Source organism: Priestia endophytica (assembly GCF_026790145.1).
Classification (GTDB): domain Bacteria; phylum Bacillota; class Bacilli; order Bacillales; family Bacillaceae_H; genus Bacillus_I; species Bacillus_I endophytica_A.
Genome location: NZ_JALAMS010000026.1, coordinates 108060 through 133988, shown reverse-complemented (window position 1 = coordinate 133988; position 25929 = coordinate 108060). Strand labels below are relative to the sequence as shown.

Below are 25929 nucleotides of genomic sequence, written 5' to 3'. Positions count from 1 at the left end.
GATGTATTACATAACAAAAGGACTAAAAATGAAATGGCTTGGTAGCTTTTTTGCTTTTGCTCTAATGATTGAAGTTATTCCAAGTCTAATGGTACAGGGGAATTCGATAGCTGGATCTGTTGCTCAAACATTTTCTGTCTCCCCCCTCATTACAGGAATCATCACAAGTGTACTTATTGGTGTGATTGTAATTGGAGGAATTAAGAGAGTAGGAAAAACAACAGAGCTGTTTGTTCCTTTTATGGCCTTACTGTATGTTGGAGTTGCTCTTTTGGTTGTTATTATTCATATTGATCAGTTTCCAAATGTCTTGTCACTTATTTTTTCTTCCGCTTTCCAACCGGTAGCAGCTGTAGGTGGATTTGCAGGAGCGGCCCTAAGTGACATCATTAGATGGGGCTTTGCTAGAGGTCTCTATTCAAATGAAGCTGGCTTTGGAACAGCTCCTATTGCACATGCAGCTGCAAAAACGGATCATCCGGTAAGACAAGGGTTTTGGGCTATTGTCGGTATTTTTGTTGATACAATTGTAGTTTGCACAGCTACGGCATTTGTCATTTTATCTACAGGAGTGTGGACAAAAATGGACGCTTCCAAAGATACGGATGCTTTAGCAACAGTTGCATTTACTGAAACATTCGGCACAGTCGGAAGTTATATTGTCACAATTTCTCTCTGTTTCTTTGTCCTATCAACGGCACTTGTTTTAGTGTTTTATGGTGTAAAGCAAGCAGAATTTTTATTTGGCGTGAAAATGGGGCATGTGATGAAGGTTATATACTTAGGGGCTATTATTGTAGGCTCTGTTGGCGGAGCCAAAGTAATATGGAGCTTTCTCGATATTGCGCTTGCCTCTATTTTGTTGCCAAATTTACTTGCTATTGTACTACTAAGTAAAAAAGTGAAGGAGCTAAAAGAAGAATTTTTTACAAGTGAACAATATTATTTATCTGATATCAAAAAAGACAAAAACGTAAACCCATCTCTTTGATATATGATTGCTACATGATAGATGTACTTTCAAAAAGAAGAGAAGGTTCAGCACCTCTTATTTCTTGTCTGCACTGAAAGTCTAGGTTCTGTAAAACAGAGATAGAGCGTTTATTGTCAGGATGAGTACGAGCGTAGATTTTTGGGAAGCGATGGACATGAAAACCGAAGAAACAGCATGATCTTGCTGCTTCTGTTGCATACCCTTCTCCTTGATAGTCCGGATGAATAGCATAACCAAGTTCAATTACAGTGTTATGATTTATTTTATTTAACAGAAGTCCTGCTACCCCAACCGCTTTGTAATCTGTTTTTTGATGGACAGCCCAAAGGCCGATTTTAAACGTTATATATTGATTGCGAATATGGTTCATACATTGTTCAATCGGGTGATTTTGATTAACAAACGGCAGCATAGATCTTTTAAATAGAACCTCTAAAAAGGATCTATGCTTTGTTGTAATGGGCTGAAAATAAAGGCGTGTTGTTTCTTTAGGTAGCTTCATTCATTTCATCCTCCTTTCTTTTTATCATAATAGACATCATTTATGATTTATATAAGAGAATGTGTAGTATTATTTTCTCAATTTTGTAAAATTTCAAATTATTTGTTATCCTTATACAAGTAAACTGTTCTTTGTGAGCAGTTCTATAAAATGTAAGGGAGAGATAAAAATGAAAAAGCTTTTATTATCATTTGTTACCATCCTTGCTATTACGATACTCGCCGCCTGTGGTGCGAGTAAAACTGAAACCAAAAGTGGAGCAAAACTTGTGAAAGAAGGGACCTTCACATTTGTAGCTTCAGGGGAATTTAAACCATTTAGCTATATGAAAGACGGAAAAGTAACGGGGTTTGATGTTGAAGTTGGAGAAGCTGTTGCAAAAGAGTTAGGTCTTGAAGCTCAGCCAGAGAAGATGAAGTTTAAAAGTATTATTGAAGGTGTGAAAACATGCCGCTTTGATGCAGCTGTTGCAAGTCATACGGTCAACGAAGCACGAAGCAAACATGTTGCATTTTCAACTCCATATTACTATTCAGGACCACAAATTTTCACCCGTGCTGATAGTGACATTGAGACATCGGCAGATTTAAAAGATAAAGAAGTTGCTGTTTCAAAAGGTTCTACATATGCCGATGAAGCAAAAAAGTACACAAATAACGTTAAAACATATGACAGTGACATCACAGCTTTAAAAGCTCTTGCAGAAGGTCGTCATGATGCTGTGATTACCGATTTTGTAACCGGAAAAGAAGCAATTGGAGAAGGATTTAAAATTCAAGCAAAAGAGCTTTTAGGAAGAAGTGAGCAAGCTATTGCCGTTTCGAAAGAAAATGAACAGCTTTTAGAAGATATTAACGGTGCGCTTGAAAAAATGCGTAAAGATGGAACATTGAAAAAGATTAGTGAGAAATATTTTAAGGAAGATATTACAGTAAAACCAGAATAAAACGTTAAATATTCTAAAAAGAGGAGGAAAGAGAGTGCCAACATTTTCGCATTTTTGGACAACGCTAATTGATACAAGGTCAATCTTTTTTGATGCTATGATTGTGACACTACAACTAACAGTAGTTTCAATTTTACTTGGAGTTGTGATTGGTCTCGTCTTTGCTCTTTTGAAAATTTCAGGTGTTAAGCCGCTTGGATGGCTCTCTGATATTTATGTTTACTTAATTCGTGGAACTCCCCTTATCGTCCAAATCTTTATTTTATATTTCGGGATGAGCAATATTTTTCTTATTCCAGACTTTTGGGCTGCTTCTATTGCTCTTGCTGTGCACAACGGGGCTTATATCGCAGAAATCTTCCGCGGCTCCATTCAGTCTATTGAAAAAGGGCAGGCAGAAGCAGGGCGTTCTCTCGGCATGACAGCAGGGCTTACAATGAGGCGTATTATCCTCCCTCAGGCATTTAGACGAGCATTGCCGCCACTTGGAAATCAATTTATTATCGGTTTAAAAGATTCATCACTAGCTGCTTTTATTTCAATGAATGAGCTCTTTAATATTGCGACAACATACGGATCAAACAATTTTGATGAAATGACATATCTTTTAATTGTGGCGATTTACTACTTGATTCTTGTTCTTCTTCTAACTGTTGCCGTTAACTTACTCGAAAGAAAACTACGAACAAGTGATTAAAGGGAGGAGAGCGTAACATGGATGAGAAACGCACGATGATTAAGCTTGAAAATCTGAACAAGTCTTTTGGAGATCTGCACGTATTAAAAGACATTAATATGGTTGTAAAAGAAAGCGACGTCGTTTGTTTAATAGGTGCAAGCGGCTCTGGAAAAAGTACTCTGCTCCGTTGTTTAAACTTTTTAGAAGAAAAAGATAGCGGTCATATTTGGATTGAGGATGAAAAAATTGAACGCTCAACACATAATATTAATGAAATTAGACAGAGAGTTGGGATGGTTTTTCAGCATTTTAATCTGTTTCCGCACAAAACCGTTTTGCAAAACATTACAGAAGCACCCATCCACGTTCGAAAGGTAAATAAAGTGCAGGCAGTGCAAGAAGCACGAGAGCTTTTACAGAAAGTGGGCTTAGCTGATAAGGAAAATGTGTATCCAAACAAACTGTCAGGTGGGCAAAAACAGCGGGTTGCTATCGCAAGGGCGCTTGCTATGAAGCCTGATATTATGCTTTTTGATGAGCCTACCTCAGCGCTTGATCCAGAGCTTGTTGGGGAGGTTCTAGCAACAATGAAAGAACTAGCCGCAGAAGGAATGACAATGGTCGTTGTCACGCATGAAATGGGCTTTGCACGTGAAGTTTGTGATTGGGTTATATATATGCATGATGGAAAGATTGTCGAAGTTGGCCATCCACATGAAATATTTCATGAACCAAAAGAAGAAAGAACAAAAGAATTTTTCAATACAGTGCTTAGATAAGAAAACGCCTCTTTTTAAAGAGGCGTTTTTTCTCTGTGAAGGCTTTTCCATTCTTCATGCAGCAAGCTATATACTTCTAAATCATGATAGTGATCATATAAAAACTCAGCATGACGAGCAGTTCCTTCATGGGTAAAGCCTAGCTTAATCGGAATTCGATTGCTTTTTACATTACCTTGACCACAGCGAATTTCTACTCTTTCTAACCCATTTTCATGAAAAGTATAATGTAGGAGAGCTTCTACACATTTTGTCATAATACCTTTTCCTTCATAACGCTCAGAAAGCCAGTACCCAATGCTTGTTTGGGAGTTTTGCCATTGAATGGAGTGAAGTCCAATCATGCCGATAATGACGTTGTCATATAAAATAGCAGCTTGCAAGCCTGCTTTTTCCTCATATTGTTTGATCCATATTGGGATTAGTTCACTATATGTACTAAGAGTTGTTGAATCAACCCATGGAAGCCACTTTCTTAAATGTTGCCGTTCTTTTGTTATGAGTGAAAAAAGAGCTTCACCATCTTTTTCTGTTACAAGTCTTAGCGTAATATGATCATTAATCTTATAAGGAAACATGTTCTCATCTCTCTTTGTTAGAATTTTCTTGAAATGAGTATTATTTTACACCATTTTTTTGAAGTAAGAAAGAGAAACTTTTTTTCGTTATAATAAAAGAAATGTAATTTCATAAAAATAGATTTTTACAATATATTGAAGTGAGGAGCGAGCATATGAAGAAAACAAATATATCAACTAGTAATTTAGAAAAATGTATTGCGCTTTATAGAGAAGTATTTAAACAACCTCCGTGGAATGAGGATTGGTCATATGAAGCGGCAAAGGAAAGGCTTACTGATTTATTACATACTCCCAAAATGTTAGGATTCTTATTTGAAGAAGAAGGAGAGCTTGTTGGCATAGTAGCAGGCAATTTTAAGCGAACATATGGAGGCAGAACATTCTATTTGGCTGAGCTTTGTGTGTCTGTAGCGAAAAGTGGTAGGGGTTATGGATTAACTATTCTACAGTTGTTAGAAGAGGAAGTTGTAAAGAGAGGAGGAAATAAAATTGATTTACACACATCAGCAAATGGTAGAGCAAAGAGATTTTATGAGAAACATGAGTATGATGTGAAAAAGGATAGAATCACATTAACAAAGCATCTTTCACACTTTTAAAGGAAATTTTAAAATAAACAAGAACTAATAAAATGAGGAGGAGGAGGGATGGGATGAAAAAGTTTTTGTTCGTTTTAGCACTCGTATTTATGGCTGGTTGCAGTAGTGAAACAAGTGGGGAGAATAAAGCAGATGATGAGATAGAGGAACTTAAAGTAGAGTTAGATGTTCCGTCAACTGTTCAACAGAATGAAGATGTGGTGTATGAAGCAACTGTTACATATGGAGATGAAAAAGTAAAAAAAGCAGATACTGTTGATTTTGAGTTTAAGGAAGCGAACAGTGACGAAGAAGGAGAGATGGTAAAAGCGGAGAAAGAGGAGGACGGGGTATATACAATTAAGCACCGTTTTGAAAAAGAGGGGACATATGTTGTGCAAGTACATGTTCTTGCCCATTCTCAGCATGTTATGCCTGAAAAAGAGGTTAAAGTCATAGGAGAGAAATAGGTGAAAGATGTGAAAGATGTGAAAGTATTAGGTAAAACAGCTTTAACAGCTTTGATGCTTTTCTTCCTTTTCGGTTGTTCAAAGGAAGAAGGCATCTCTTTTTCATTTCAAAATCAGGAAAACCAGACATTTTCATCCGAAGAGCTAGAAGGAAAAGTATGGATTGCAGACTTTATGTTTACAAACTGTCGCACTGTGTGTTCTCCAATGACGGCCAATATGAAAAAAATCCAAGAGCGAGCTGCGAAACAAGGAATTGATGTCCAATTTGTTTCTTTTAGCGTTGATCCGGAAGTTGATACGCCTGAAAAGTTAAAAGAATATGTTGCATATCACGGAGGGGATTTCTCAAACTGGAACGTGTTAACAGGATATAAGCAAAAGGAAATTGAGACATTTGCCAAAGAAAACTTTTCAGCTATTGTTAAAAAACCAGAAGAAAGTGATCAAGTTCTTCATTCTACCTCTTTTTATCTAGTAGACAAAAATGGGAAAATAGTAGAAACGTTTGAAGGAGTGAAGAACCCTCCCTACGATGATATTTTAAAAGAAGCGGCAAAAGCGGAGGAAAAGAACTAGTCAAGCATCCTTTTTGACGGTATAGTTGTATGGTGAAAGCGAAAGAAAGTAGGGATTAGCATGAAAATTAGAATGGCAAACATTGAATATGAAGGAAGAAAAGTTGGACAAGTGTACCTTCATGAAAATAAAAAAGAAGAAACAACGCTTATTGCAATTCCTGATTTGGAATGGTCAACAGTTGTTTCCTATGAAGAAGAGATTGAAGAAATGAAAATGCGCGTGTTCACCTCGTTGAAAGAGCGTACAAATGAAGAAGTTGGTCGTGAAATGACGGCTAAAATAAATTATTGGGTTCGCGAAATGTAGCACGCTTAAGTTTAAACTTAAGCGTCTTTTTGCATATCCATTGTTGCATGAACCCATATCGCATGTTACACAATAAGAAAAACGTAAAGCGGTGAAAACAATGGAGAAGACGATTATCATTGGTGATGGAATAGGTGGCTTAACAACAGGAGCACTTCTTTCAAAGCATGGATATAAAGTAACAGTACTTGAAGGGGGTGGAGAAGTGGGAGGATGCGCTGGGAAGTTTTCCAAAGATCTGTTCTCTTTCCCTGTTGGAGCTACATTTGGAATGGGATTTGAAGAGGAAGGGATTCACAATAAAATCCTCCGTTATCTAGACATTGATATGAACGTTTTTCCCCTTTCAGAAGCAATTAGAATTACGGGTTTTTCTGCACCTCTTTCTGTTTTTCAAAACAGGACAAATCATCTTAAACAGCTTGTTCAAGTTTTTCCGCATTACAAAGAGAATCTATCTTCTTTTTATGAGGAGCTATGGAAAATTGCTCGAAAAGTGAGGAGGCTCATTGAGCGAGTTCCCGCGATGCCCCCTAAAACTCCTCAAGAGTGGGAATATCTTTTTTCTTCTCTAGAACTAAGTGATATATCTCTTCTTCCTTTATTTACGAAAACTGTTGCTGATTTAGTGAAAAAACATGATTTAGAAGATTGCCAATCTTTTATTCACTTTCTTGACGGGCAAATCGTTGATAGCATGCAAACAACAACAGAGCACTGCTCACTTTTAATGGGTGCTTTTGCACTTGATGTTTATCATGAAGGATCTTTTTATGTTGAAGGCGGATTGTTTATTTTAGCAAGGAAACTTCAATCATTTATCAAACATCATGGTGGGGAAGTGAAGCTGCATTGTAAAGCTATAGGTGTAGACAAGAGAGGTGCCCTATTTACAGTTGAAGATGAATACGAACAAAGGTATAAAGCGGAACATGTTGTTAGCAATTTTCCTCTTAGGCAGCTTCTAGGATTACTTGAAGAGAGGATTGTACAAAATCTTTCTCAAAAAATAAAAGACAAGGAACAATGGGGGGCGTTTACGATGTATTTTGCCCTAGAAGAAAGGGTGATTCCTTCAGATTCACCTCTTTTTCAACAAGTTTTAACAGGAAAAGGAGTTGCTGAGGGTGAGCACGTTTTTCTTTCTCTTTCTAAAAAGGGCGATACACTGCGGGCTCCTGAGGGGTATAGAACATTAACATGTTCAACACACGTCAAATTGAATGGATGGAATGATGCTCGGAAACAAGTGCTGAAGAACAAGGTAAAGGAACGTGTTCGTACCGTTTTTCCACGTTTTGAAGAAGGGATGGTGCACGAATTGTCAGGAGCTCCTGAAGCATGGGAGAAGTTTGTTACAAGAAGGGAAGTTGGTGGGTTTCCACAAACAAAAGAAAATACGTTTTTTAACGCTGTTTCTCACAGAAGTGGAGTAGACAGATTGTGGCTCTGTGGTGATACCATTTTTCCTGGTGGGGGAACGATTGGGGTAAGCGTGAGCGGCTACCATGTTTTTAGATTTATTACAAATTATCAGTATAGCCTTTGAACGTTTTACCTTTGCAACTTTGTCGAAAATTGATATAATAAAGAAAAATTCATAAGTATTCTGCACTAGGGGAGCTGGAGAAGCCGGCTGAGAGTAAGACCTTTTGTCTTTGACCCTTCAAACCTGAACTAGTTAAAACTAGCGTAGGGAAGTCGCGTTACGATATTAATTGAAGTGTACAAATCAGCTTTTTAAGTTGTACTCTTTACTTACATAACAAGCTTCTCCTAGTGCTCATAGGAGGAGCTTTTTTTGCGTAAAACAACGAAGCTATCAGCAACAGCCCTTTTAATGGCAATTGGAACGTTAACAAGTCATCTTTTTTACATTCCGCTTGGGTTTGCAAAGATATTTCCGTTACAGCACGTGATTAACGTGCTTTCTGCTGTATTATTAGGTCCTTTTTACGCGGTTTTATGTGCATTTGGAACATCGCTTTTACGCAACTTATTTGGGACAGGTTCAATTCTTGCTTTCCCAGGAAGTATGATTGGTGCCTTTTTAGCAGCGTTTTTATATCAGAAAACGAAGAACATGGCGCTCACTGCGTTAGGAGAAGTCGTTGGAACAGGGATTATCGGGGCCATAATAGCGTATCCTTTTGCCCTTCTTTTTCTAGGGGAAAACGTCGCTCTCTTTGCTTTTGTTCCATCATTTATTATGAGCTCGTTTGGTGGGGCGTTACTTGGCTATATCTTTTTGCGTGTACTTATAAAACGAAATGGAATTGAAAATTTAAGGAGGCTAAATTCATGAAAACATCTTTAACAATTGCAGGCTCTGACAGCTCAGGAGGAGCAGGGATTCAAGCAGATTTAAAAACTTTTTCAGCACTTGGTACGTACGGAATGAGCGTCATTACTGCAGTTACTGCGCAAAACACGAAAGGTGTTCTTTCTGTGCAAGATATTTCTCCAAACATTATTGAAGATCAGCTTGATGCTATTTTTACAGATATTAAAGTTGATAGTGTGAAAATTGGAATGCTCTCAACGGTTGAAACAATTAAAGTAGTTGCTAAAAAACTGAAGGAATACAATGCCCCGCATGTTGTATTAGACCCCGTGATGATTTCAAAAAGCGGCTATGACTTGCTTCACCCAGAAGCTGTTGAGGCATTAAAAAAAGAACTATTGCCTCTTGCATCAGTTGTAACACCGAACGTTCCTGAAGCCTGCAAACTTACAGGAGCAGAGATTAAGACAATCGAGGAGATGGAAGATGCAGCACGCCTTTTAATAAAGGAAGGTCCATCAGCCGTTTTAATGAAGGGCGGACATTTAGAAGAAGAACCAACAGATGTTCTTTTTAATGGAGAAATGTTCACACACTTTTATGGAAAGAGAATTCAAACAAAAAACACGCATGGCACAGGTTGCACGCTTTCAGCTGCCATCTCAGCAGGATTAGCACGAGGATTAGCCCTTGAAGATGCGGTAAAACAAGCAAAAGAATATATTACAGGAGCTATTAAGAATAGCTTAAACATCGGAAGCGGACATGGCCCAACTCATCATTTTTATGATCTTTACGAAAAAGCGGGCGTCTATAAAGAGGAGAGAGTCTAATGATGAAACAAAGAATTAGTGAGTTGTTAAAGGAAACAAGAGAAAAAAATCCTCTTGTTCATCATATTACAAATGCTGTGACAATTAATGATTGTGCGAATGCAACACTCGCTGCTGGCGGTTCTCCTGTTATGGCAGATGCTATTGAAGAAGTAGAAGAAATGACGTCTATTTCTTCTGCACTTGTTATTAATTTTGGGACAATCAAAAAAGAGTCTCTTGTTGCAATGGAAAAAGCAATGAGAAAAGCAAATGAAAAAGACACTCCCGTTGTCTTTGATCCTGTTGGAGTTGGGGCTACAACATATCGTACGAAATCTGCTCAGTGGCTGTTAGAGCAAGTAAAGGTAACTGTTATTAGAGGAAATGTTTCTGAAGTGGCCTCTCTTATTGGAGTAAAAGCTAAAACCTCAGGCGTTGATGCTGGGGAAGTTGGCGAAGATAAAACTACAATTGCTAAAAAAACGGCCAAAAAGTATAACACTGTTGTTGTCATAAGTGGAGAAATTGACGTTATTACAGACGGAGAGCGTGTCGTCTACGTAGAGAATGGTCACCAGATGTTAACGCGTGTAAGTGGGACAGGATGTATGACAGCATCTATTATCGGCTGTTTTGTTGGAGCAAGTGGGAGTGTGTTAGAAGGAGCGCTTGCTGGTATTTCCTATATGGGACTTGCTGGAGAAAGAGCCGTAAAGCGTCTTAAAGAAGGAGAAGGGGTTGGCACTTTTAAAATTAATCTTTTTGACGAACTATCAACACTTACGAGTACAACGTGGGAAAAAGAGGTGAAAATGTATGAAGCAAAACAACCTATCTTATAAAATGTATCTTGTTACAGATTTGTTTGGGGGAACAGAAGAAGAACTTTTAGCAAAAGTGGAAAAAGCGCTTGAAGGAGGGGTAACGCTCGTACAGCTTCGTGAAAAGGAAGCGGACGGAAAAGAGTTTTATGAGCGTGCCCTCCAACTTAAAAAGCTTCTTGATCGGTTTCACGTTCCGCTCATTATTAATGACAGGGTAGATGTAGCGCTTGCTGTTGGGGCTTTTGGCGTACACGTTGGGCAAGACGATTTGCCACTAAAAGTTGTGCGTTCTCTTGTAGGAGATATGATTATTGGCGTATCTGTCCGAACAGTTCAAGAAGCGAAAAAAGCAGTTGAGGACGGAGCAGATTATATTGGAGTTGGCGCAGTTTTTCCGACAAGCACAAAACTTGATGCAAAAGGAATCACAAAAGAAGAGCTGACTGAAATTACGGGAAGCGTACGTATTCCAGCTGTTGCAATTGGTGGAATTACAGCTGGAAACATTGAAAAATTAAATGGAACAGGTATTAAAGGAGCCGCTGTTGTGTCAGCTATTTTAAAAAGTCAAGATCCGAAGAAAGCAGCGGAAGAACTAAACGAGAAATTAGATATTCAATAAAAAAGAGAGACAGGTGTCTCTCTTTTTTTATGCTTCTACAGGGCTCATTTCACTGGGCCACTGCTGTTTTTGATAAGCCATATCCCAGAATAAATACTCAAGCTCACAGCTTTTAATGAAATGATCTTTCATTTTTTCTTTTTCACGCTCTGAAGCGCCTTCTGCCCACTGATCTAAGAGAGCGCAAAGCTTGTGTGTGACAGAGTCCATTTCTTTTTTGCCATAAAACATAATCCATTCATAGAAAGGATGATCTTCTGTTGGATTGTGTTTCTCAATTAGTTTTTGACCAATTTCTAAGTATGTCCATGGACAAGGAAGAAGAACCGCGATGATTTCTCCAAGCGAGCCTGTTTGAGCAACGGTTGTCATATGGTTAATATAATGATGTGCACCAGGTGCTAGTGGTTTTGCTTGAAGATCTTCATATTTAACTCCTGCAACATCACAGAAATTGTGATGAGGATGAACTTCGCTATGAAGCACAAAATTAATTTGTTCATTAAAAAGTTCCATCTGTTCACGATTTTCACAGCGTGAAATAGCAACGCCATATACGCGGCAGAAAGAAGTTAAATATTCGAAATCTTGACAAACATAGTGAATAAGAGCGTCTTTTGGAACGTTTCCTTCTCCAATTCCTTTCACAAAAGGGTGATTGAAAATTGCTTCATAAACAGGTGCTGCAACGCGACGAAGTTCTTGACTAAAAGACATCATTTTTCCTCCTTAATAGTGGAAGGCCAAAAGGGAAAGGAAATAAAAAACCACTCTTCATAACAAGAGTGGACAACGAGCGAAAAAACGCTGCTGCCACTTTCCTACGCTGGTATAAACCAGATCAGGTTCAAAGGGATTAAGAAAGCTCTTATCTCAGCCATTACGGCACCCCTAGTGGACTTCCTATGTAATTGCACTTAGTATAACATGATTTTTCCATCTTTGTATATTTCTTATTCGGAAATGTTTGTAAAGCTTCAAATTAGGTTATGAAGGCGAGTATTCTCGCCCATATTAAAAGGGAAAGCAGCATAAAAGGAGGAGAATGGCGATGACAAAGCGTAATCAAAAAACAAAGTCTGGTTTACAAAGTGTGAACAAAACAAATAAAATGGAAATTGCACGTGAAATAAATGAAAATCCTAAAAGCACCCATACATCTGTAGAAAAAACAAATCCACGCTAAGAACGAGAGCCAAATGGGCTCTCGTTCTTCCTTTATTTCCAAAACCTCCACCATGATTTGACTTTTTCTTCTTCTTCAGCTGCTGCTGTTTGTCTAAAATTATGAACAAAGTCGTGGAAGAGGCGCTCACGCTCTTCGATATCTTGACGATGCATTTGTCTGTCATGCTTTAGTTCATTTACATATGCTGCTCTATCACGTTTAATAGAATCAATTAAATCTTTCATTTCATCTGCTTTCCAGTCTGAACGCTTCGTCATCTCATGAGCAAACGAGCGAAGTTCAAAGCTTGTCGACTTTGAATTTTCTTCTAACTCATGAACCATTTTTTTCATCTCATCCATTGAACTTCCCGATGACTGTTCAATATTTGTAAGCCAATGTTTGAGCTCAGCTTGTCTGTCTAATGCTTCTGCTGAAACTTGTTCAACATATCCCTGCATTTCTTCAGTTGTTTCTTCACTTATTTTTGTTAATCGGCTTGAAACATGTTTGAGCTCTCTCTGCACTTCTTTCGACGTTTGTTCACCAGATTCAGAGACAACCGCATTAATCGCTTCAATTGCTTCTACTGTCTGCTCATTGTTATGTTGAAGCTGTTCTTTTACTTCAGAAATAATTTCATTTCTCACTTCGCCGCGAATTTCGTTTCTGACCTCTGTTAAAAGTTCGCGTTTGAATGTATCAAAAGCTTCAAATACATCTTTGTATGTTTGGACTTTTTCAACCAATTCACTTTTTACTTGATTTACAGGCTGAGGAGTAGAGTCTACTGGGCGCATTGTAGAAGGTTCCTCGTTCTTTTTCTTCTCTTCCTGCTGAAGGCGCTGGCGTTCACGTTCAGCTTTAATACGCTGTTCAACGACTCTTTGCTGCTTTTTTTGATCGATAGAAGAAGGAGGTGGCGCTTGTTTTTTTTCATTGCTATTTTCATTAAGAGAACTGTTATGTTTAGCAAAGGATAAGACATTAGACTGCTCAGTACTATTTTGTGAGGACTCTGGCTTCTGCTTCGCTTTTTTAAGAAACAGCTTAATTTCTTCTTTTTTTGTTTTCTTTCCGTACATGTCTTTTAACGTTCTCAGCATTTGGAGCTCTTCTTCTGTATAAATGCGTGCACCTTGTTTTGTGCGAGGAATGTAAAAAAATCCGTCGAGTTCTTTTTCCCATTGTTTAATAATTCTTGGCGGAACGTTGACCTTTTTAGCAGCTTCTTTCGTCGTATACGTTTGCATTTTACTCACTCCTCCTCAAGCGGGTTACGTCAGTTTTTATTAAAAAATTCATTATTGGTATCGTTATGTTTTTATCTTGTCTTTTTATGCTAATACACTATTCCTTCAATTAAGCCTCATTTTCCTGCTGAAAGACAAAGGTTGTCAAAACTAGTGTTTGTTTGCTACAACTAAAATATAAAGAAGAGAAATTTCGACTTATAGTGTCACCCTTTTTATTTTGATTTTCTTCTGATAAAAAGAGAATACTGATATAAAATGGAGAAAGAGGAGGATGACATGTATAGTTTTCAATCGCTAGATAAAGAACAGTTTCCATTTCCAACTTTGTATCAGCAAAAGGAAGAGTATCATCAAATTACGGACTATCTTCAGTTTTATAAGCTAGATGTGTCAAACCTTCAGTATGAGTTCGGTTTTTTTAACCATTGTTCACAATCTTTCTTCATGCAGCGTTTTCGTCCCGAAAATAAGCGTGGAACAATTATAGTTCTTCACGGCTATTATGATCATAGCGCAACATTAAAGCATGCTATCCGCTATTTTACAAATATGAAATATGAAGTTATATGCTATGATTTACAAGGTCACGGTCTCTCTACAGGAGAGAAAGCGACGATTACAGAGTTTTCTCAATATAGAGAAGCATTCTCACATTTTATTCATACATATTGTCAAAAAGAGTTTCCTCCATTTGTTGTGGCACATAGCACAGGGGCAGGGGTTGTTGTTGATTATCTTTTAAAAGATAGTCATGCATGCCCATTTAGGCATGTGTTCTTTCTTGCCCCTCTTGTCCGGATGAAAGGGTGGCAGCTGGCAGCTTTATCTATTCCGCTTCTTTTTCCATATGTGAAAAGCTTCAAACGAGTATTTCGGCGCAATTCAAGCGATAAAGCATACCTTCAAGAGGTGCGAAGGGATCCGCTTCAGTTTACAAGACTTCCGTTAGAATGGATAAAAGCTGTACAAGCCTGGACGCATACGCTTGACAACACGCGTGCTTCTACCCAAGCTGTTACTTTTATTCAAGGAAATAAAGATAAAACCGTTTTACATCGTTATAACTTGCCATTTCTACAAAAAAAATTCCCAAACTCCTCATGCATTATAGTAGATGGAGGAGATCATCAGCTGTTAAATGAAAAAGAAATATTTCGCAATATCGTGTTACAAAAAATAGAGAAAGTGGTACAAACTAAAGAGAAAGAATAAAATTGCAAGAGGATGAAAAAAGATGAAGGAAACAATTGGAGCCTTTCATTTTGAAGAAGATGAGTTTATTACAATTGCTCTTGCTCATTACAATCGCTTCAAAGAGTCAGCTCACTATGATCAAAAATATAAGTGGTATGTATTAAAAGAGTTAAACGAATTTATGGAGAGAAGTGTTATAACAAAAGAAACGGTTGGGGAAATCGTTCATTATCTTAAAAAGGAAAATACATCAAGCGGGTACTTTGTTTATTGGCGTAGCTTACTCGAATTTGAACGCTTCTCTATCACTTATGAAGAACAATGTACAGATGTGCTTAGAACGCTTTATGACGATGAGAAGCCTCTTAAAGAAAGACTTAATGAGGTGACTCGTCAAAGTCACTCATGTGGCTATTCATTAGGAGCTCCGCTTCTTGGTTATTTGCTTGCAGCATTTGACTATACGTCGTACCCTATGTACAAAAAAGAAGTGCTTGAAACATTTAAAAATATGATCGGAGCACATGAGAAATTAGGGCGGGCTGTTGATAACTATAGTCAGTATGTTGAACTGTGCAAATATCTTTTACCATTTGTGGCTCGTGAAGTAAAAAATGCGACAATGCTTGATGTGCAAGATTTCCTTTATTGCATAACAAAATATAGAGAGCTTTTTGTTCCTGTTATTATTCATTATTTAAAGCATCTTAGTGAAAAACCTTACGAAGAGGCGGAAGATGCACGAGTTTGTGCTCTTTTGAAAATGATTCACGGAGCAATCTGTGAGATACCAGAGTTATCGCCTCTTTGTATTCAAAAGGCTCGGGAGCTTACAACGTTTAAAAATGATTCATATCCTTCTCTTGTTATTTATACAAAAGAACAAGAAGGGCATGTAAAACTTTTTTTAGAAATTGAAAAAGATGAAATTCGCTATGGTATTATGGACGAGTATGATAAAGACATGGACGTTATTCATCGAATTGAAGACTTTTCGTTCTCACGTCTTCGTCAGAAATATGAAACAGCTTATGAACGACTCATTCGCCTTAATAGGCAAACAGTGCGAGAAGAAAGAGCTTCATATGGGAAAAGGGGAGAAAATGAGCGTCAGCCTGTTTCATTTGATCATAATATGCAGTTTCCTTCTCTTTATTTTGAAGATGAAGAACGCTTAAAAAGGCAAATTCAATCCGCATTGAAAAACGGAAAACATTTAATTTTCGCAGGACCTCCAGGTACAGGAAAGTCAAAGCTTGCGAGTGAAGTTTGTAAAAGCTATGGAGTTCAGTCTGTATTTACAACAGCCTCTTCTGATTGGTCAACGTTCGAAACCATTGGAGGATACCATCCAACAAGAGAAGGGACATTAACTTTTCATCCAGGTCTTTTTTTGCAATGTTTTAAAGATGATAGAACGAAAAAAGAGCAAAATAAGTGGCTTATTGTTGATGAAATGAACAGAGCTGACCTTGATCAAGCATTTGGTGCCCTTCTTTCAGTTTTAGCAGGTGATCGTGTTTCTTTAGGATTTAAAGCGGAGAATGGAAAAAACGTAACGATTTCCCCACAAGAAGAAGGAAGAGATGCTGTTCATGAATATAGCGTTCCTTCCTCATGGAGACTTATTGGCACAATGAATACAAGAGATAAAGCAACTTTATTTCAAATGAGCTATGCTTTTATGAGAAGATTTGCCTTTATTTCTATTCATCCTCCAAGTGAGATTACCGAAAAGGTTTTACTTCGGTATATGAATAAATGGGGAATTGATAACTATCCATTTATTACAGAACTTACAAAACTTTGGCATGTTATAAATCAATATGAACAAATCGGGCCTGCTCTCATTCAGGATGTGGCTCTCTTTACGAAAGATGAAGGAGATTTTACATCTGCCTTTCAGCTGTTTTTATGGCCTCAAATTCGTTTGTTTGAACAAGAAAGAGAGTTTATGAATGACATTTGTTCCCTAAATTTTATTGACGAAGAAACAATAAGAAGGGAGTGGAAAGATGAACAATAAAGAATGGCTGAAAGAGATGAGCGATATGCTTCTTATTTTTCTAAAAGGAAATCGATTCTCTCTTTCGTCTTTTTTTGAAAAAGCATCTTTTCACATTGATTCAATTGAAGAGCTTGCAATGATTCATTTTCTCCTTCAAGACGAAACAGCCGTTTTCTTGGAAGAGCTAGCGAAAACAAGAGAGCTTTTTCCTTCTTCAACAAATATTCATAAAAAGCAGAGTGGGAAAATGGCAGGGCATATTCAGTGGAAAAAGACTATTGAAGCTCGAAGCAGAGAAGGGTTCACAAATCGGGCGACATATGTCAGCGGCTCGAAAAACCGAACATTTGAGACAAAGGAAAATAAAGTTTTAAAAGCTTGTCTTAATATGTTACGCTCATTAGTGCAGAAGTACGGTGAAAAAACGGAGCTTTTATCGTCTGTGAGAGACTATGAACAAAAAATAAACAACTATCTTGCATTTTCACTATTAACAAGCATAAGTTGTGAGGAAATAACAAATGAAGAGATTAAAGATGTCACAACATCGAAAGTAAGTTTGTATCGCCAAGCAGCTCTTCTTTTGTTACAGTACAATCGTTTGAATGCTAAAAAAGTGAATGAAGAAGATCTTTTGCATCTTTTTCAACGTACATTTTGGCAACCTGAGCAAATGGATGTGTTGTTTGAACTTTACTGGGCATTAAAACTCGTCAAAGAAAATACAAAAGAAGCTACACTTCACCTTTTATATGAAGGGGAAAACTTAGTTGCAAGCTGGGAAGATATGAGCTATACGTATAAACTTTATCATAACTCTAAAGGTTCCGCTCTTTCCTTCAGTGTGAAAATGGGAGAAGTCGATGAAAGTGATCATCCGTATTTAGCACGAAAAGTTCTGTCCCAAAAAGAAGCAAATCGGTTAGGAAATCAATTTTTTACAACAAAGGCGAGAGAGCATATATTTTGGCAAGGACGTCCAGATCTTGTTGTTGAAATGAGAGAGAAAGGACGCAATGAGCTGTATAAAGCTGTTGTAGGTGAAGTCAAGTTTACGGACTCTGAAACATACGCAAGAGAAGGGCTTCGGGAGCTTTGTGACTATCTATATTTTGCTAAGGTAAACAACTCATATGCAAAAGAAGGAATGATTGAAGGGCGGTTGTTTTTAAGAGATGCACCTTTTTCAAATGTTGAAGAAGGTAAAATTTTAGCATACAGTCTTTCTTCTTCATCAAATTTAGCGATTACACCTAAAAAATATAAATAGAAACGGCAAATTTAGTGTATAATAATGTCAGGTTTTAAGATCGGATTCTACCACAATCTTTGCAAAAGAAGAAACATAGCTTGTCAAAGAGTCAAATTTTCGTTATATTATTCACTAGAATTATGTTCTAAATGAAAATAAAAAATAGTGCAAACAAACAGATGAAAATAATCTTTATTGATTGTTAATGCTTTGCAATTTTGAAATGAAAAGGAGTCGCTAACTATATGGAAAACACGCCAAAAGCTCAACCGACGGCAGACGTTGGTGACATGATTCAAGTTAATAAAGGAATGTACAAAGGATTCAAAGGAAAAGTTATGACAGTGCGCGAAAGCTCTGTTATTGTGGAAATGGGCGTTGACTCAGATTCGGGTGAGCCTGTTCGTACAGTAATCAATCATCGTAACTATAAAAAAGTAAAAGCTTAAAAACGAAAGGGACGCTTACAGGCGTCCCTTTCATCATTTTTCTTTTAAGAGAAAAAGCTTTCTAGTACAATAAAAGTAGTGAAAAAAAGCGTGGAAGAAAGGAACGAAACAACAATGAACATACCAAAAGAAATTGAAAATCTTATTGAAGAAAGACAACAAGGAGCATATCAAGACGATGAGCGCCTTATTGGAAAGGGCGGTTATATGGCTGAAGATGAAGCTATCATAACGGATGCTCTTATCGCGCTTTCATTAGGCAAAAACGTACTTTTAAAAGGCCCAACAGGATCAGGGAAAACGAAGCTAGCTGAAACACTCTCAGCTTACTTCAAACAGCCAATGCACAGTGTAAACTGTTCAGTTGATCTTGATGCCGAAGCGTTGCTTGGATTTAAAACAATTCATACAAGCGGAGGAGAAACAAACATTGATTTTGTTCCAGGACCTGTTATTCAAGCCATGACAAAGGGTCATCTTCTATACATTGACGAAATTAATATGGCAAAGCCCGAAACATTGCCAATCTTAAACGGGGTACTTGACTATCGTAAAATGATTACAAACCCGTTTACAGGTGAAGTTGTACGCGGTGAGCAAACGTTTGGCGTTATTGCTGCAATCAATGAAGGATATGTTGGGACAGTACCTTTGAATGAAGCACTTAAAAACCGTTTCATCATTATTGATGTTCCATATATTAAAGGAGAAAGCTTAAAAGCGGTTCTTTCTTCACAATCTCGCCTTAATGACGAGAAAATGATTGATAAGTTTGTAAGACTTTCAACAGATTTAATTACACAAGTAGAAAACGGACAAGTTTCAGAAGAAGCAGCTTCAATTAGAGCGCTTATTGATACGTGTGATCTTGCTCTTTATATGCCGCCGCTTCGAGCAATTGAGCGTGGTATTGTTCAAAAACTAGAAGATGAGCGTGAAAAGGCTGCTGTCCAAAATATTGCTGAAACTCTTTTTGAGTAAGGTGTTGTTTCATGAAGTTTATTAAATTCAATGATAGTCAAATTGATTCTTTTCTATTTATGGAGCTCGAAGACTTAGCTCGAACGCTGACAAAAGATGAAGAAATGGAGATTGAGTATCGCGTTTCTTCCTACTATGATCCATATTTAAAAAAAATGTACCTAAGCCATTTCTGGGGGCAGCGTCCACATGAGGAAACAGTAGCAGGCTTAAAAAGCGACGTGTTTTTGCGAAGCACGGAAATTACCCATGGTGATTACGGGGCCATTGCTCGTTATGTAAAGCATATTCGTCGCTCGCCTGTTCAAAGTTTCGCGCGCCAATTGTTTATGGTATTTGAAAATTTGCGTCTTGAAGAAGATTGCAAAAAAGACCGACCAGGTACGAAAAAAGTATTTTTAAAGCGAAGAGAAATGTATAAGACGTACTTTAGCACACAGCTTCGCTTTAATGTGGAGCGTAACATTCACACTGACGCACTTTTTTGTGCTTTATATGTGCTAGCAACAGTAGATAATCCCTTTGAAGAACTTCCGTCTATTCAACCTGATATTGACCGAGTGATTCCATTTTTACGCGAGCAAATTATGCGCACCTTTGAAGCTAAGACAACGCGTGAGGTGACGCGTATTTGCGAAGAGATAAGCGATGTGTTAGAAGAAGTGCTTGAAAAAGATATGTTAAACACGTATTTCCTTCTTCCAGATTTTAATTATGAAGAGCTACAGCAAGGATTAACGTTTGATGATTTAAAAAGAAAATCTAAGCTTAAAAATGATGATGTGATTAAAGGTGAGAAGTCAGGGGAAGAAGACATTCACGAAGATAAACTGCCAACATGGCATCAAGAAACAAGTAAAGCAACGGAAAGTTTCCTTCAGTTTGATCTAGAGCAAGGTTCAAAAACAGATTTAGGTGGAGATGACGCTGTTCGTGAAGGGGAAGACGGAGATCAAGCGCTAGGTGTTGTTCAAGGGCAATCTAAAAAAGCAAAGCGGAACGATTATTCAAAGCTAGAAGCGCTTGAAACAAGAAAAGAAGAACCACAAGAAGGCGGAGATGAGTCGTTTGGAAAAGACAATCGCTATGCAAAAGCATTAGTAAAAGAAAAAACGCGCCCAACGTCAGAGGAGCGTTCACAGTACAGTGCAAATGTAAAAGAAATTGCACCATATCAAAAGCGGTTAAAACAAATGATTTCGAAAACACTTGAGCATAAGCGGATTTTACCTCGCACTGATCTACATTTCGGGCGTTTAAATCAAAAAAACTTGCTTCGTCTTGCAACAGACGACAATCCGCGGCTTTTTCATAAAAAGAACGATCCATCTCATGAAATTGATGCTGTATTCTCGCTTCTTGTCGATTGTTCAGCCTCCATGTTCGACAAAATGGAGCAAACAAAGCTTGGCATTACTCTTTTTCATGAAGCATTAAAATCTGTACACGTACCACATGAAATTGTCGGCTTTTGGGAAGATACAAACGATGCAACAGAAACGTATCAGCCAAACTATTTTCAACATGTTATTGATTTCTCTTCATCGTATAAGAAAGAAAGCGGATCTGAAATTATGCAGCTTGAACCAATGGAAGATAACCGAGACGGCTTTGCAATTCGTCACGCTTCTCAAAGTTTAATGAAGCGCAGTGAAAAACAAAAGTTTCTGCTTGTTTTTTCAGATGGAGAGCCTGCTGCAATGGGATATGAGCAAAACGGAGTTGTTGATACACACGAAGCTGTTTTACTCGCGCGCAAACAGGGAATTGAAGTAATCAACGTCTTTTTATCAAATGAACCAATTGATGAAGGACAGCAAACTACAATTCGCAATATTTACGGGAAATACAGTATTTTAGTTGAAGACGTTTCAGAACTTCCGAACGTTCTGTTTCCACTTCTAAAACGACTTCTTCATAAGAGTATTCAAACAGGATAACTCTTTTAGAGCTTCTTATTCCTATAAGGATAAGAAGCTCTTTTTCTCTTAAAAACAGAGTTTGGAGTTGAGACTATGCAATCCATTTTTGTGAACGTTAAGCAAGGAAGAGGAACATCATATGAACTTGGCCACATGCTTGGTAAATGGCATAAAGGAACAATTTTGTATGAGTCGCATAAAAGACGAAGAAAGAAGTCATTAAGAAGCTACCCCATCCAAATAAAAGAAGCGCGTAAGAGAGTAGAAGAGTTTGCACCACACATATGGGAAGAGCTTGAAGGCATTTCAGATGGAATGGAGTGGCGATTAGAAGACGTTGTGCATGAGTATAGCGGCTACCAAGGAGAATGGAAAAAGTCAGGGTGCTCCGCTCTTATGGCGGAAGGCTTTTATGCTCGAAACTATGATTACCATCCTAAAACATATGATGGTCGCTTTTTACTTTGGCAACCGTGCGAAGCATATGCAAGTATCGGATTTGCTCAAAGGTTGATTGGACGTATGGACGGAATGAATGAAAAGGGACTTTCAATTGGGTATCATTTCGTACATCGGAAGAAAGCAGGAGACGGATTTATTTGCTGCTCCATTGCGCGGTTTATTCTTGATACATGTCAAACAACAGAAGAAGCAGTAGAAGTATTAAGAAATATTCCACACCGCCACTCGTTTAACTATACGATGAACGATAAAAATGACCGTGCTGCAATTGTTGAAGCATCTCCACGCGGAGTTAGCGTTTCATATGGAAGAAGTCTTGCATGCTCCAATCATTTTAGATCTGGTGAACTTCAAGATGAAAACCGCCGTCATCTTGTTGAGTCAAAAGAAAGACTAGCAAAACTTGAAGAAGCATTAGAAAATCCGCTAACACCGTATGGAGCATTTGAGCTTTTTAATCATACAGATTATCCGTTTTTTAAACGCGACTACAGAAACTCGGCAGGAACGATTCATTCTTCTGTTTATGCTCCAAAAACAGGGCGAGTATATATTGGAGTTGGAGAAAATCGTCGTCCTGTAATTTTTTCTTTTTATGATTGGATAAAAGGACAAAAAAATGTAGTTACGAAAATCAAAGGAGAAGTAGATACAAATTTAGATTTTCCTCATTTGAGCATTTTATAACACCTCTTTTTCAAGAGGTGTTTTTTATTGATAGGAGATCCCTATCAATGAGCGATCAATTATCTAATATTCTTTAATATATAAGAGTGGTAATCTATAAAAAAGAACGAAAAGGGAGGAAGGAACATGAAAGAAGCTCTTAGTACAAAAAATCAGTGGAACCCAGAATATTATAATCAAACTGCATCATTTGTCGCTAAATATGGAGAAGACGTACTTTCATTACTTCGTGCAAAAGAGGGTGAATGTATTTTAGATTTGGGTTGTGGAACAGGAAGTCATGCTCATCAAATTGCATTAACAGGAGCAAGTGTTATAGGAATTGATGCTTCACAAAACATGATTAGAAAAGCTAAAGAATCCTATCCTCACCTTGAGTTTAGAACGGGCAACGGAGAAGATTTTCAGCTTGAAAGAAAAGTAGACGCTGTTTTTTCAAACGCTGCTCTACACTGGATGAAGAGGCCTGAACGAGTTATATCTTCCGTAAATCGCTGTTTAAAAAGCGGAGGTCGGTTTGTTGGGGAAATGGGATGTAGAGGGAATGTAGATTCCATTATTCAAGCTCTATATCAAGCTTTAGAAGAGTCTGGAATAGAAAAAAAGGATATATACAATCCATGGTATTTTCCGAGTGTTGGCGAATATACGACTCTTCTTGAACAGGGAGGATTTGAAGTATGTTATGCTTCCTCTTTTGCTCGACCAACAGAACTTGCTAAAGAAAATGAAGGAATCAAGGGATGGATTGCTAACTTAGCGGGGGATTTTCTTACACATATAAACCAAAGTATTCAAGGGGAAATTGTAAAAAGAGTAGAGAGCATTGCAAAGGAACACTTGTATAAAAATGAAAAGTGGGTTGCTGACTACAAACGCTTGCGATTCTTAGCAATAAAAAAATAAAGAGCAAAAAACCTTATGCTAAAATTGTCATAAGGTTTTTTTATGAAAAGGAAGTGCATAATGATGGATATGAAGTGGGTAGAAACGTTTCTTGTTGCAGCAAAGCATGAAAATTTCAGAAAGACCTCTGAGCTTCTTTTTCTTTCTCAGCCAACTGTTACAGCACATATTAAGCATTTAGAACGAGAGCTTGGCATTTCTTTTTTTAAACGCTCTGGACGCCACATTTATTTAACAGAAGCAGGACTGAGATTTGTTCCACATGCTGAAAAATTGGTGGAAAGCTATTATGATGGTGTACAAACTTTAGAAAGCTTTAAGCAAGGATTTCAGCGTAAAATAACAGTTGCCGTTGCTCCTTATATTGCTTCAGCTATTTTGCCAAGATTTCTTAGCTCTTTTTTACATAGATATCCTAAAATCGAAGTTATGATAAATGTTGTAAAGTCCATGGAAATTAGCGGTGAGCTCGAAAGCGGAAGAGCAGACGTTGGTTTATCAAGGATGCCTGTTTCACACGCAATATGCAAAAGTATTTTACAAGATTCCGTTATTCTTGCAGCTCCTCCTTCTAGTGGAAATGAATCCCTTTTTTCTCTTTTTCACCAGCACCGGTTATTGATTAACAATCATCCTTTCTATTGGGAAGAAATTTTGCCGTCTATTCAGCAAACATATAAGGGCGTGAAAACGATGGTCGTTAATCAAGTAGAAATTACAAAACGGTTTATTGAGGAAGGATTAGGCATGTCTTTTCTTCCTTTTTCCATTGTTGAAGGGGAAGTGAAGGAAGGGAAAATAGACGCTGTGCCTTTTTCTATCTTTCCTCTTCCTGTATCAAACATTTACGTTGCGTACAGAAGAGAAACAGAGGATGTGCTTACTTTTATCGATACTCTTCAGCAATTCATTAATGGCGTTGATTAATCACATATCGTTTTATGGGTTGCTACTTTAAACATAAAAGTTCTTGTCAAGTCCGTTTACAATACGCTCGCCATTCTTAATGAAAAAACATATAATATAGAAACTTACTTTACATGTAGGCATATGATAGTATTTTGGGACTTCAAAGGAGAGATGACAGTGAGACGGTTGCTAATCAAAAATGCTCAGCTTATTACGATGAACAAACAAGAAGATATTTTTCACGGAGATGTTTTAATTGAGGGAGAACGAATTAAAGAAATCGGGACGAACTTACAGCCGGATACTGTGGACGCTGAAATAGACGCACGTCATCAAATTCTTCTTCCAGGGTTTATTCATACGCACATTCATCTTTGTCAAACGCTTTTTAGAGGACAGGGAGATGATTGGGAGCTTATGGACTGGTTAAAAAAAAGAATCTGGCCCCTTGAAGCGGCTCATGATGAAGAATCCATTTACTATTCGGCGATGCTTGGTATCGGAGAATTGATAAAAGGTGGTACAACGTCTATTGTAGACATGGAAACGGTACATCACACAGATTTTGCTTTTCAGGCCATTCAAAAAAGCGGCATTCGGGCGCTTGCGGGTAAAGTGATGATGGATCACGGTGAAGAAGTGCCAAAGCTCCTTAGAGAAACAACGAGCGCATCCTTGCAAGAAAGCATGGACTTATATGAGAAATGGCATGACAAAGACGGGCGCATTCAATATGCTTTCTCACCTCGTTTTGTTGTCTCATGCTCAGAGGAACTGTTGAAAGAGGTTGCTTTTTTATCTGAAAAATATCAAGTTTGTGTACATACCCATGCTTCGGAAAATAAAGGTGAAATCCAAATTGTAGAGCAAGAACGAGGCATGCGTAATGTCGTTTATTTAGATCATCTCGGCCTTGCCAATGAACGGCTTATTTTAGCACATTGCGTCTGGTTAGATAAGGAAGAGAAAAAAATTATTAGAGACCGAAAAGTAAAGGTAAGCCACTGTCCAGGCTCGAACTTAAAGCTCGCTTCAGGGATTGCCGAAGTGCCTGATATGCTAAAGAGTGATATGTATGTTAGTTTAGGCGCGGACGGAGCTCCGTGCAACAACAATCTTGATATGTTTCAAGAAATGAAACTTGCCGCTCTTATCCAAAAACCCATCCATGGCCCAACTTCAATGAAAGCAAAACAAGTATTACAAATGGCCACGATTGGAGGAGCTAAAGCACTCGGCTTAGAGCACGAGATTGGAAGTATTGAAGTTGGAAAAAAGGCGGATTTAATTTTGATTGATCTTCACAAGCTTCATGCTTTTCCTTCCTATGATATTGATCCTATTTCCCGCATTGTTTATTCCGCTTATAGCTCAGATGTAGAAACGGTCATCATTAATGGGGAAATTGTCATGGAAAATCGACGTTTAAAAACAATGGATGAGGATATTATTTTAAAAGAGGCCAACAAATCAAGCAAAAGGTTAATTGAAAAGCTGTCTACAATTGCTTATTGAGCTATGAAAAAAAAGAATAGCTTCCATCAAAATAATTGATTCTTCTGTTGTTTTTTTTTACGTGTTTAGGAGAAAACCTTGATAAATCAAGGTTTTCTTCTTCATAAGAAAATCAATTAAGGAAGAGAAAACGGTAAAAAGAGGTAAGGATGAGCAAAATAGTGCTTATTTTCACAAAAAAGCGAAAAAAACGAAGAAATCGCTTTCTTTTTTGAAAAAACCGCTAGAATGCTTGTCTTTTCGCGCCTATTTATGTTT

At 37.7% G+C, this 25929-nt stretch carries 28 protein-coding genes and 2 riboswitches; of the genes, 24 read left to right on the top strand and 4 right to left on the bottom strand.

The annotated features are described in order from the left end of the window. A partial coding sequence (locus MOC86_RS19075) for an alanine/glycine:cation symporter family protein (RefSeq protein ID WP_268585571.1) occupies window positions 1–991 on the top strand: 991 nt, incomplete at its 5' end. A gap of 10 nt (window positions 992–1001) precedes the next feature. On the opposite strand, the gene MOC86_RS19070 is transcribed toward MOC86_RS19075, so the two are convergent. Beyond that, the gene (locus tag MOC86_RS19070; protein WP_268585570.1) at window positions 1002–1496 is read right to left on the bottom strand and encodes a GNAT family N-acetyltransferase; all 495 of its coding nucleotides are present in this window, start codon (window positions 1494–1496) and stop codon (window positions 1002–1004) included. 169 nt (window positions 1497–1665) lie between these two features. Between MOC86_RS19070 and MOC86_RS19065 the strand changes: the two genes are divergently transcribed. The 3 genes from MOC86_RS19065 to MOC86_RS19055 are packed head-to-tail and all read left to right on the top strand — an operon-like array spanning window position 1666 to window position 3900. Continuing rightward, a complete protein-coding gene (locus tag MOC86_RS19065; protein WP_268585569.1) occupies window positions 1666–2442 on the top strand; it encodes a transporter substrate-binding domain-containing protein in 777 nt (258 codons plus the stop codon). Between the two features lie 34 nt (window positions 2443–2476). Next, window positions 2477–3139: an amino acid ABC transporter permease gene (locus MOC86_RS19060; RefSeq protein ID WP_268585567.1), complete on the top strand. Its 663-nt coding sequence runs from the start codon at window positions 2477–2479 to the stop codon at window positions 3137–3139. A gap of 17 nt (window positions 3140–3156) precedes the next feature. Continuing rightward, window positions 3157–3900 carry an amino acid ABC transporter ATP-binding protein gene (locus MOC86_RS19055; RefSeq protein WP_061805950.1) on the top strand — a complete coding sequence of 248 codons (744 nt, stop codon included), beginning with the start codon at window positions 3157–3159 and terminating at the stop codon, window positions 3898–3900. A 14-nt stretch (window positions 3901–3914) separates the two neighbouring features. On the opposite strand, the gene MOC86_RS19050 is transcribed toward MOC86_RS19055, so the two are convergent. Then, a complete protein-coding gene (locus MOC86_RS19050) occupies window positions 3915–4478 on the bottom strand; it encodes a GNAT family N-acetyltransferase (protein ID WP_268585566.1) in 564 nt (187 codons plus the stop codon). Window positions 4479–4633: 155 nt separating this feature from the next. On the opposite strand from MOC86_RS19050, the gene MOC86_RS19045 reads away from it, so the two are divergent. The 9 genes from MOC86_RS19045 to thiE all read left to right on the top strand — a co-directional run bounded on the left by MOC86_RS19045 (window position 4634) and on the right by thiE (window position 10962). Continuing rightward, window positions 4634–5080 (top strand): GNAT family N-acetyltransferase, encoded by a 447-nt coding sequence (locus tag MOC86_RS19045; RefSeq protein WP_268585565.1) that lies wholly within the window; start codon window positions 4634–4636, stop codon window positions 5078–5080. 53 nt (window positions 5081–5133) lie between these two features. Next, window positions 5134–5529, top strand: coding sequence for a FixH family protein (locus MOC86_RS19040; protein WP_268585564.1), 396 nt, complete (start codon window positions 5134–5136; stop codon window positions 5527–5529). Window positions 5530–5583: 54 nt separating this feature from the next. After that, window positions 5584–6108 carry an SCO family protein gene (locus MOC86_RS19035; RefSeq protein ID WP_419146659.1) on the top strand — a complete coding sequence of 175 codons (525 nt, stop codon included), beginning with the start codon at window positions 5584–5586 and terminating at the stop codon, window positions 6106–6108. Between the two features lie 60 nt (window positions 6109–6168). Continuing rightward, the gene (locus MOC86_RS19030) at window positions 6169–6417 is read left to right on the top strand and encodes a YueH family protein (RefSeq protein ID WP_243513044.1); all 249 of its coding nucleotides are present in this window, start codon (window positions 6169–6171) and stop codon (window positions 6415–6417) included. Window positions 6418–6517: 100 nt separating this feature from the next. Then, window positions 6518–7966 (top strand): FAD-dependent oxidoreductase, encoded by a 1449-nt coding sequence (locus MOC86_RS19025; RefSeq protein WP_268585562.1) that lies wholly within the window; start codon window positions 6518–6520, stop codon window positions 7964–7966. A gap of 57 nt (window positions 7967–8023) precedes the next feature. Beyond that, window positions 8024–8134, top strand: a riboswitch (TPP riboswitch). An 84-nt stretch (window positions 8135–8218) separates the two neighbouring features. Further along, window positions 8219–8722, top strand: a complete 504-nt coding sequence (gene thiW, locus MOC86_RS19020; RefSeq protein WP_268585560.1) for an energy coupling factor transporter S component ThiW — start codon at window positions 8219–8221, stop codon at window positions 8720–8722. Then, complete coding sequence (gene thiD / locus MOC86_RS19015; protein WP_268585558.1) at window positions 8719–9534, top strand: bifunctional hydroxymethylpyrimidine kinase/phosphomethylpyrimidine kinase; 816 nt, start codon at window positions 8719–8721, stop codon at window positions 9532–9534. Before thiW ends, thiD begins: the two co-directional genes overlap by 4 nt. After that, window positions 9534–10358 carry a hydroxyethylthiazole kinase gene (gene thiM, locus MOC86_RS19010; protein ID WP_268585557.1) on the top strand — a complete coding sequence of 275 codons (825 nt, stop codon included), beginning with the start codon at window positions 9534–9536 and terminating at the stop codon, window positions 10356–10358. The genes thiD and thiM overlap by 1 nt, the downstream gene beginning before the upstream one ends. Continuing rightward, entirely contained in the window at window positions 10333–10962 is a 630-nt protein-coding gene (gene thiE, locus MOC86_RS19005; RefSeq protein WP_268585556.1) for a thiamine phosphate synthase, read from the top strand. Before thiM ends, thiE begins: the two co-directional genes overlap by 26 nt. A gap of 27 nt (window positions 10963–10989) precedes the next feature. Here the strand turns inward: thiE and tenA are convergent, their stop codons facing one another. Beyond that, on the bottom strand, window positions 10990–11679 hold the full coding sequence (tenA, locus tag MOC86_RS19000; protein WP_124052474.1) for a thiaminase II: 690 nt from the start codon (window positions 11677–11679) through the stop codon (window positions 10990–10992). 84 nt (window positions 11680–11763) lie between these two features. After that, window positions 11764–11865, bottom strand: a riboswitch (TPP riboswitch). A 148-nt stretch (window positions 11866–12013) separates the two neighbouring features. Here tenA and MOC86_RS18995 point away from each other — a divergent pair. Continuing rightward, a complete protein-coding gene (locus tag MOC86_RS18995; RefSeq protein WP_019393378.1) occupies window positions 12014–12148 on the top strand; it encodes a hypothetical protein in 135 nt (44 codons plus the stop codon). A 32-nt stretch (window positions 12149–12180) separates the two neighbouring features. On the opposite strand, the gene MOC86_RS18990 is transcribed toward MOC86_RS18995, so the two are convergent. Next, window positions 12181–13383: a MerR family transcriptional regulator gene (locus MOC86_RS18990; protein WP_268585555.1), complete on the bottom strand. Its 1203-nt coding sequence runs from the start codon at window positions 13381–13383 to the stop codon at window positions 12181–12183. A 279-nt stretch (window positions 13384–13662) separates the two neighbouring features. Between MOC86_RS18990 and MOC86_RS18985 the strand changes: the two genes are divergently transcribed. From MOC86_RS18985 to MOC86_RS18940, 10 genes are all read left to right on the top strand, one after another. Continuing rightward, entirely contained in the window at window positions 13663–14598 is a 936-nt protein-coding gene (locus MOC86_RS18985) for an alpha/beta fold hydrolase (RefSeq protein ID WP_268585554.1), read from the top strand. Between the two features lie 22 nt (window positions 14599–14620). After that, window positions 14621–16606 (top strand): AAA family ATPase, encoded by a 1986-nt coding sequence (locus tag MOC86_RS18980; RefSeq protein WP_268585553.1) that lies wholly within the window; start codon window positions 14621–14623, stop codon window positions 16604–16606. After that, window positions 16596–17858 carry a hypothetical protein gene (locus MOC86_RS18975; protein WP_268585552.1) on the top strand — a complete coding sequence of 421 codons (1263 nt, stop codon included), beginning with the start codon at window positions 16596–16598 and terminating at the stop codon, window positions 17856–17858. The genes MOC86_RS18980 and MOC86_RS18975 overlap by 11 nt, the downstream gene beginning before the upstream one ends. Before the next feature lie 227 nt (window positions 17859–18085). After that, window positions 18086–18289, top strand: a complete 204-nt coding sequence (locus MOC86_RS18970) for a DUF2187 family protein (RefSeq protein ID WP_019393383.1) — start codon at window positions 18086–18088, stop codon at window positions 18287–18289. Window positions 18290–18403: 114 nt separating this feature from the next. Continuing rightward, entirely contained in the window at window positions 18404–19270 is an 867-nt protein-coding gene (locus MOC86_RS18965) for an ATP-binding protein (protein WP_268585551.1), read from the top strand. A gap of 11 nt (window positions 19271–19281) precedes the next feature. Continuing rightward, window positions 19282–21210 carry a vWA domain-containing protein gene (locus tag MOC86_RS18960; protein ID WP_268585550.1) on the top strand — a complete coding sequence of 643 codons (1929 nt, stop codon included), beginning with the start codon at window positions 19282–19284 and terminating at the stop codon, window positions 21208–21210. A gap of 75 nt (window positions 21211–21285) precedes the next feature. Beyond that, entirely contained in the window at window positions 21286–22341 is a 1056-nt protein-coding gene (locus tag MOC86_RS18955) for a C45 family autoproteolytic acyltransferase/hydolase (RefSeq protein WP_268585548.1), read from the top strand. A 126-nt stretch (window positions 22342–22467) separates the two neighbouring features. Continuing rightward, a complete protein-coding gene (locus MOC86_RS18950) occupies window positions 22468–23247 on the top strand; it encodes a class I SAM-dependent methyltransferase (RefSeq protein WP_268585547.1) in 780 nt (259 codons plus the stop codon). Between the two features lie 63 nt (window positions 23248–23310). Further along, window positions 23311–24174, top strand: coding sequence for a LysR family transcriptional regulator (locus tag MOC86_RS18945; RefSeq protein WP_268585546.1), 864 nt, complete (start codon window positions 23311–23313; stop codon window positions 24172–24174). 159 nt (window positions 24175–24333) lie between these two features. Beyond that, entirely contained in the window at window positions 24334–25671 is a 1338-nt protein-coding gene (locus MOC86_RS18940; RefSeq protein ID WP_268585545.1) for a 5'-deoxyadenosine deaminase, read from the top strand. Window positions 25672–25929 lie beyond the last annotated feature (258 nt).

What these genes read in the sequence shown, in the direction of transcription:
- MOC86_RS19055 (WP_061805950.1), top strand. Translation starts at nt 3,157, where the DNA reads ATGGATGAGAAACGCACGATGATTAAGCTTGAAAATCTGAACAAGTCT.
- MOC86_RS18980 (WP_268585553.1), top strand. Translation starts at nt 14,621, where the DNA reads ATGAAGGAAACAATTGGAGCCTTTCATTTTGAAGAAGATGAGTTTATT.
- MOC86_RS19050 (WP_268585566.1), bottom strand. Translation starts at nt 4,478, where the DNA reads ATGTTTCCTTATAAGATTAATGATCATATTACGCTAAGACTTGTAACA.
- MOC86_RS18965 (WP_268585551.1), top strand. Translation starts at nt 18,404, where the DNA reads ATGAACATACCAAAAGAAATTGAAAATCTTATTGAAGAAAGACAACAA.
- MOC86_RS19025 (WP_268585562.1), top strand. Translation starts at nt 6,518, where the DNA reads ATGGAGAAGACGATTATCATTGGTGATGGAATAGGTGGCTTAACAACA.
- MOC86_RS19040 (WP_268585564.1), top strand. Translation starts at nt 5,134, where the DNA reads ATGAAAAAGTTTTTGTTCGTTTTAGCACTCGTATTTATGGCTGGTTGC.
- MOC86_RS18950 (WP_268585547.1), top strand. Translation starts at nt 22,468, where the DNA reads ATGAAAGAAGCTCTTAGTACAAAAAATCAGTGGAACCCAGAATATTAT.
- MOC86_RS19035 (WP_419146659.1), top strand. Translation starts at nt 5,584, where the DNA reads ATGCTTTTCTTCCTTTTCGGTTGTTCAAAGGAAGAAGGCATCTCTTTT.
- MOC86_RS18945 (WP_268585546.1), top strand. Translation starts at nt 23,311, where the DNA reads ATGGATATGAAGTGGGTAGAAACGTTTCTTGTTGCAGCAAAGCATGAA.
- MOC86_RS19030 (WP_243513044.1), top strand. Translation starts at nt 6,169, where the DNA reads ATGAAAATTAGAATGGCAAACATTGAATATGAAGGAAGAAAAGTTGGA.
- MOC86_RS19065 (WP_268585569.1), top strand. Translation starts at nt 1,666, where the DNA reads ATGAAAAAGCTTTTATTATCATTTGTTACCATCCTTGCTATTACGATA.
- thiE (WP_268585556.1), top strand. Translation starts at nt 10,333, where the DNA reads ATGAAGCAAAACAACCTATCTTATAAAATGTATCTTGTTACAGATTTG.
- MOC86_RS19045 (WP_268585565.1), top strand. Translation starts at nt 4,634, where the DNA reads ATGAAGAAAACAAATATATCAACTAGTAATTTAGAAAAATGTATTGCG.
- MOC86_RS18970 (WP_019393383.1), top strand. Translation starts at nt 18,086, where the DNA reads ATGGAAAACACGCCAAAAGCTCAACCGACGGCAGACGTTGGTGACATG.
- tenA (WP_124052474.1), bottom strand. Translation starts at nt 11,679, where the DNA reads ATGTCTTTTAGTCAAGAACTTCGTCGCGTTGCAGCACCTGTTTATGAA.
- MOC86_RS18990 (WP_268585555.1), bottom strand. Translation starts at nt 13,383, where the DNA reads ATGCAAACGTATACGACGAAAGAAGCTGCTAAAAAGGTCAACGTTCCG.
- thiD (WP_268585558.1), top strand. Translation starts at nt 8,719, where the DNA reads ATGAAAACATCTTTAACAATTGCAGGCTCTGACAGCTCAGGAGGAGCA.
- MOC86_RS18955 (WP_268585548.1), top strand. Translation starts at nt 21,286, where the DNA reads ATGCAATCCATTTTTGTGAACGTTAAGCAAGGAAGAGGAACATCATAT.
- MOC86_RS18985 (WP_268585554.1), top strand. Translation starts at nt 13,663, where the DNA reads ATGTATAGTTTTCAATCGCTAGATAAAGAACAGTTTCCATTTCCAACT.
- MOC86_RS18995 (WP_019393378.1), top strand. Translation starts at nt 12,014, where the DNA reads ATGACAAAGCGTAATCAAAAAACAAAGTCTGGTTTACAAAGTGTGAAC.
- MOC86_RS18960 (WP_268585550.1), top strand. Translation starts at nt 19,282, where the DNA reads ATGAAGTTTATTAAATTCAATGATAGTCAAATTGATTCTTTTCTATTT.
- MOC86_RS18975 (WP_268585552.1), top strand. Translation starts at nt 16,596, where the DNA reads ATGAACAATAAAGAATGGCTGAAAGAGATGAGCGATATGCTTCTTATT.
- thiM (WP_268585557.1), top strand. Translation starts at nt 9,534, where the DNA reads ATGATGAAACAAAGAATTAGTGAGTTGTTAAAGGAAACAAGAGAAAAA.
- MOC86_RS19070 (WP_268585570.1), bottom strand. Translation starts at nt 1,496, where the DNA reads ATGAAGCTACCTAAAGAAACAACACGCCTTTATTTTCAGCCCATTACA.